Origin of the sequence: Streptomyces thermospinosisporus (genome assembly GCF_039526425.1) — a bacterium.
Classification (GTDB): Bacteria; Actinomycetota; Actinomycetes; order Streptomycetales; family Streptomycetaceae; genus Streptomyces; species Streptomyces thermocarboxydovorans.
Genome location: NZ_BAAAIZ010000070.1, coordinates 1 through 4,244, shown reverse-complemented (window position 1 = coordinate 4,244; position 4,244 = coordinate 1). Strand labels below are relative to the sequence as shown.

The 4,244-nt window shown below is 73.1% G+C and carries 3 protein-coding genes and 1 rRNA gene; 1 reads left to right on the top strand and 3 read right to left on the bottom strand.

Features of this window, described 5'->3' with window-relative positions:
• Positions 1-863, bottom strand: an 863-nt coding sequence (locus ABD207_RS22850; protein ID WP_344014976.1) for an HAD-IIA family hydrolase, incomplete at its 3' end; no start/stop codon positions are given.
• Between the two features lie 80 nt (positions 864-943).
• Between ABD207_RS22850 and ABD207_RS22845 the strand changes: the two genes are divergently transcribed.
• Complete coding sequence (locus ABD207_RS22845; protein WP_344014975.1) at positions 944-2,236, top strand: DUF1015 domain-containing protein; 1,293 nt, start codon at positions 944-946, stop codon at positions 2,234-2,236.
• Positions 2,237-2,358: 122 nt separating this feature from the next.
• Here ABD207_RS22845 and ABD207_RS22840 read toward each other — a convergent pair whose 3' ends face one another.
• On the bottom strand, positions 2,359-3,096 hold the full coding sequence (locus ABD207_RS22840) for a tetratricopeptide repeat protein (protein WP_344014986.1): 738 nt from the start codon (positions 3,094-3,096) through the stop codon (positions 2,359-2,361).
• Between the two features lie 893 nt (positions 3,097-3,989).
• A 5S ribosomal RNA gene (gene rrf / locus ABD207_RS22835) occupies positions 3,990-4,106 on the bottom strand.
• Between the last annotated feature and the right edge of the window lie 138 nt (positions 4,107-4,244).

The following is a 4,244-nucleotide window of genomic DNA, read 5'->3' as shown; positions in this document are numbered from 1 at the left end:
AAGCCGTCGCCCTCCGCCACGACGTCCGGCTGCGCGGTGAGCAGCCCGCGCAGATCGGCGTCGACATACGTCGGCCGGTGCTGCGGCGGCGCGGCGAGCAGCCGCGCGCCGTCCGTCACGCCGGTCAGCACCAGCAGCGAGTCGACGCCGCCGTTGAACGCCCCCTCGATGTCCGTGTCCAGCCGGTCCCCGACCACCAGCGGCCGCTTCGCCCCCGTCCGCAGAATGGTCTCCTTGTGCATCGGCGGCAGCGGCTTGCCCGCCACCTGCGGCTCGGCACCGGTGGCTATCCGCACCACCTCCACCGCCGCCCCGTTGCCCGGCGCGATGCCCCGGCCGCTGGGGATGGTCAGATCCGTGTTGGACGCGAACCACGGCACCCCGCGCGCCACGGCGTAGCTCGCCTCCGCGAACCGCCCCCACGTCAGCTCCGGCCCGCCGTACCCCTGGACGACCGCCGCCGGGTCGTCGTCGGCCGACTCCACCGGCACAAGACCGCGCTCGCGCAGCGCCACCCGCAGCCCCTCGCCGCCGATCACCAGCACCCGGGAACCCGGCGGCACCTGCTCGCTGATCAGCCGCGCCACCGCCTGCGCCGAGGTGATCACGTCCTCGGCGCCCGTCGGTATCCCCAGCTCCGTCAGATGCGCCGCCACCGCGTCCGGCGTCCGCAGCGCGTTGTTCGTCACGTACGCCAGATGCATCCCCCGCTCACGGGCCACGGCGAGCGACTCGACGGCATGCGCGATCGCGCTGCCCCCCGCATACACCACCCCGTCCAGATCGAGCAGCGCCGTGTCGTACGCCTCGCTCAGGGCACGCTCGCTGCCCCCGGGCCTCGTCCTGACGCCGCTCACGCTCATCCGCCTCGCTCCTCGTCCGTCCGCTTCACCACGATCATCCCCCATCCCGCTGACAGCCCGCGCACCCGTACGATGCCGGGATGAACACTGCAGGTCACTCGGAAGCACAGGCGCACCGAGGTCTGGAACTCACCCCGTTCCGTGGCCTTCGCTACGACCCCGACCGGGTCGGCAGCCTGTCCGCCGTGACGTCGCCGCCGTACGACGTCGTCGTCCGTCCCGACGGTCTGCACCACCTCCAGTCCGCCGACCCGCACAACATCGTCCGGCTGATCCTGCCGGAGGCGGACACCCCCGAGGCCCGTAACGCCCAGGCCGCCGCCACGCTGCGCCGCTGGCGCGCCGAGGGCATCCTCACCCCCGACCCCGAGCCCGGTCTGTACGTCTACCAGCAGAGCGACGACGAGGGCCTGCTGCAGCGCGGCATCATCGGCACCCTGCGCGTCACGGACCCCGACGAGCAGCTGGTCCTGCCGCACGAGGACGTGATGCCGCACATCGTCGCCGACCGCGCTGCCCTGATGCGCGCCACCTCCGCCAACCTCGAACCCCTGCTGCTCACCTACCGCGGCGACGAATCGGCGCCCCTGACAGCCGCCCGCATCGAGCATGCGGCGGGCCGGCCCCCGCTGCTGGCCACCACCACCGAGGACGGCGTCCACCACCGCCTGTGGTCCCTCACCGACCCGGCCGACGTGGACGCCATCGCCAAGGAGCTCGCCGGCCACCAGGCCCTCATCGCCGACGGCCACCACCGCTGGGCCACCTACCTCCGCCTCCGCAAGGAGCACGCCTCCCCCAGCCCCTGGGACCACGGCCTGGTCCTGCTCGTGGACACCGCCCGCTACCCGCTGCGGGTCCGCGCCATCCACCGCCTGCTGCACCGGCTGCCCGTGGCGGACGCGCTGGCCGCCCTGCACGGCCTGTTCCGGGTCCGCCGCGTGGACGCGGCGCTCCCGGACGCCCTGGCGGTGCTGGCCGAGGCGGCGGACGAGGGCAACGCCTTCCTGCTGGCCGGCGACGGCACCTTCCACCTCGTCGACCGCCCGGACCCGGACCTGCTGGCCCGCACGGTCCCGGCCGACCGCCCGGAGGCCTGGCGCACCCTGGACGCCACCGTCCTGCACGCCACGCTCCTCGAGCACGTCTGGCGCGTCCCCGACGACTCCCCCGCGCACATCGCCTACATCCACGACACGGCCGCCACGGTGGAGAAGGCGGAGCGCGACGGCGGCACGGCGGTCCTGATGCACCCGGTCCGCGAGGAGATCGTCCGCGATCTGGCCCGCCAGGGCGTCACCATGCCCCGCAAGTCCACGTCCTTCGGCCCGAAACCGGCGTCGGGGCTCGTGCTGCGCGCCCTGGACCTCTGAGCCCGCAGCCGGCAGCCTGCCGCCTGCCTCCGGACCTCCGGGACGACAAAGGGGCGGGTCCGTCACCGGAACCCGCCCCTTCGTCTCACTGCTTCACCTTCTGCATCTTCACTGTCCGGACCTCAGTCCTTGCCGGTGTCGTCGTCCTCCGGAAGGTCCTCGGCCTCGTCCTCCTGCGACTCGTCGAGGGCGTCCACGAACGCCACACCGTCCAGCTCGGCCAGCCGGTCGGAGGCGTCGGTGCTGCCCTCCCGGTCGGCCTCCACGGCCTTCGCGAACCACTCCCGCGCCTCGTCGGTACGCCCGGCGGCGAGCAGCGCGTCGGCGTACGCGTACCGCAGCCGCGCGGTCCACGGCTGCACCGCGTTCGACGCCAGCTCGGAGCTCTGCAGGGTGACGATCGCCGCGTCCAGCTGCCCCATGTCACGCCGGGCGCCGGCCGCGACCAGCCGCATCTCCACCTGACCGGCCTTGTCCAGCTTCTGCACCTCGGGCGCACCGGCCATGTCCAGCGCCTTCTCCGGCCGGCCGAGCCCGCGCTCGCAGTCCGCCATCAGCGGCCACAGCTCCGCAGTCCCGGTCATCCGCCGCGCGGCCCGGAACTCGGCGAGCGCCTCGCCGTACTTCTGGTTGGCGTACGCGGCGAACCCGGCGGCCTCCCGTACGGCGGCGACACGCGAGGCCAGGCGCAGGGCCACCCTGGAGTAGCCGTAGGCGCGCTCGGGGTCCTCGTCGATGAGCCGGGCGACCATCACCAGGTTCTTGGCGACGTCCTCGGCGAGCGTCTTGGGCAGGCTCTGCAGCTCCTGCCGCACGTCCTTGTCGATCTCCTCGCCGGTGACGTCCTCGGGGATCGGCAGCCGCTTGATGGGCTCGCGGTCCCGGTCCCGCTCCTCGCGGAAGCGCCCGCCGCCCTGCCGCTCGTCCCGGCCACGGTAGCCACCGGGACGGCCGCCCCGGTCGTCCCGGCGCGGCCCGCGCCCGCGGTCGTCCCGCCCGCGGAAACCACCGCGCTCCCGGTTGCCCTCACGGCCGCGGAAGCCGCCACGGTCGTCGTCCCGGCCACGGAACCCACCACGCTCGCCGCGCTCGCCGCCTCGGCGGCCGGAGCCCTCACGCCGGTCGTCCCGCCCGCGGAACCCGCCGCGGTCACCGCGCTCGCGGTCGCCGCGCTCGCCGCCCCGGTAGTCGTCACGACGGAACCCGCCGCGGTCCCGGCGGTCGTCCCGTCGGTCATCGCGGTCCCGGCGGTCGTCCCGTCGGTCATCGCGGTCCCGGCGGTCGTCCCGTCGCTCGTCACGGTCCCGGCGGTCGTCACGGCCTCGGTAACCGCCGCGCTCGCCGCCGCGGTTGTCGTCCCGGCGGAACCCGCCGCGGTCACCGCGCTCGCCGCGCTGGTCGTCGCGGCCCCGGTAACTGCCGCGTTCTCCGCCGCGGTTGTCGTCCCGGCCACGGAAACCGCCACGCTCCGGCCGGCCACCGTTCCGGTCGTCGCGCCGGAAACCACCGCGCTCACCACGGTCACGGTCGCCGTCCCTGCGGAATCCGCGATCACGGTCATCGTTGCGTCCGGGGCCGCCGCGCCGGGCGCCGCCCCGTTCACCACTGTCCCGTCGCCGCTGGTCGCGCTCCGGTCGGTCGTCGGGAGAGTTGGTGGACATCGGTGACTCCTGTCTTCGGTACCGCAAGCATAAAGAGAAAAGGACCCCTGATCCCAGCTGTACGCTGGCGACCAGGGGTCCTTCCAAAGATTGTTCGGCGGCGTCCTACTCTCCCACAGGGTCCCCCCTGCAGTACCATCGGCGCTGTAAGGCTTAGCTTCCGGGTTCGGAATGTAACCGGGCGTTTCCCCTACGCTATGACCACCGAAACCCTAATGGTTTCGAGCGAACAAGCACACTCTTCTGTTATGCGTTCTGCTCAAAGCCGACAACGGTCGTTGTCTCAGAACTGACAGTGGACGCGAGCACCTGAGGACAAGCCCTCGGCCTATTAGTACCGGTCAACT

Bases quoted from the DNA above. Each gene is read 5' to 3' on its own strand.
- ABD207_RS22845 (WP_344014975.1), top strand. From the start codon at position 944: ATGAACACTGCAGGTCACTCGGAAGCACAGGCGCACCGAGGTCTGGAA.